The organism is Marinobacter salexigens, assembly GCF_018860765.1.
Classification (GTDB): Bacteria; Pseudomonadota; Gammaproteobacteria; order Pseudomonadales; family Oleiphilaceae; genus Marinobacter; species Marinobacter salexigens_A.
Window position 1 is genome coordinate 1 of record NZ_JAHKPV010000003.1, and the last position, 1,683, is coordinate 1,683.

General features: G+C 54.7%; 1 pseudogene. It reads right to left on the reverse strand.

Annotated elements, in window-relative coordinates:
• Positions 1-36: 36 nt before the first annotated feature.
• Positions 37-1,607 (reverse strand): annotated as a pseudogene (locus tag KO508_RS05465) (IS3 family transposase).
• Positions 1,608-1,683 lie beyond the last annotated feature (76 nt).

Below are 1,683 nucleotides of genomic sequence, written 5' to 3' on the forward strand. Positions count from 1 at the left end.
CGGCGATTTTCAACCCAGTTGTCCAAATAGCTGCACCTAAGCAGCTAATTTATTAAGCTCAACTTCCTGCAATTTTCCAGGATTGAGCGAGACGGCTCCGGTGACTTCCCAGTTCCGGGTATTGCCAGACCAGCGCCGTGGATTTCGGCGCTTTGCTCTTTCATAAACCATTTCCCGATGCGCCAGGCACTGGTGATCAACGCCACGATGCCGGTCTGCCGGTGTCACGAAGTTGATGCCACTGTGCAGATGCCTTTCGTTGTAGGCGTATTCGAACGTCAGCATCCACTCACGCACAGCTGTGAGCGATTTAAAGCCCTTTGAGGGCCACTCCGGGCAGTATTTGACCGTGCGGAACAACGATTCCGAGTATGGATTATCGTTGCTCACTCTCGGGCGGCTGTGCGACATCAGCATACCCAGGTCGGCCAGCCGGGCCTTGAGCGTGTAAGACGTCATCGGCGCTCCATTATCAGAGTGCAACACGGGCGGATTATGCCAGCAGCCTTCTCGCAGCAGAGCGCGTTCAACCAGTTTTTTCGCCAGTTCTCCCGACTCTGCTTCATGGGTCTCCCAGGCAATGATCTTGCGGCTGTAGATGTCCATGATCAGGTAGAGATACCAGTGCCGACCACGCACCGCTGAAGGACAATAACTGATGTCCCAACTCCAGACCTGGTTCGGGCCTGTCGCCGTGAAGCTGGTCGGTTCCGGCACCTTGTGAGGAGGCTTCATACGCCCTCGGTAGTTCTGTTGCTGGTGCTTTTTCAACACCCGATAAAATGAGGACTCCGAGGCCAGATAAAGACCCTTGTCGGCCAGCGACGGCACGATCTGGGAGGGCGGTAAACTCCGGTACTCGGGTTGATTACACGCACTCAGAATGGCCACTTCTTCGGCCTGTGTGAGTTTATGGGGCTGTTCAGCCTTTTCTGCCTCCGGACGCAGATCTTCTGCAACGGTGCCGTTAGCACCTCGCCAACGCTTCAATGTGCGCTCACTCATATCGATCAACTCTGCGGCCTTGTATCGAGCTGCACCACCGGAAACGGCTTCATCGAACAGTTTCAGAAGCCTTGCACGTTCATCCAACGGTGTCAGATATCCTCGTCGCTGTCCGGATCTTCGCCGTACAAGGCTTCGAGCTTTTTTGACAGCACCAGAAGCGACGTCGTCTCAGCCAGAGCTTTATCTTTACGGCGCACTTCTGCCTTCAATTTCTTGATGGTTTTCCGGGAATCCCTTTGTTGCTTCTGAGCGACCTTGTCCCGATCTGGCTGCATGCCAGCGCCTTGGAGGCATGCCTCTTTCCAACGCTGCACTTGTTCTGGATACAGACCTTTCTCGCGGCAGTAGGCACTGAGTTCGGCTTCAGACATAGAGGCCGTTTCCACGACAACGGCTAGCTTGGCTTCGGGGGACCAGTCTTCCCCGGTACTACGATTACCTGGCACGGGCATTCCTTGTTGTCGACACTGTTTCAACCAACTATACAGAGTCACATCGGAGATGCCTTCCTCTGCCGCCACCGACACAACACTTCGATTCTGCGGAGGCAACAACTTCTTCAATACGGCGGCTTTACGTTCTTCGGAATAACGTGGCATGAATGCTCCCATGCCGCCCCAACTAATGAAATTCAGGCGAAATCGCCAACTGGACAACTAGGCTGACAGAGGGGGG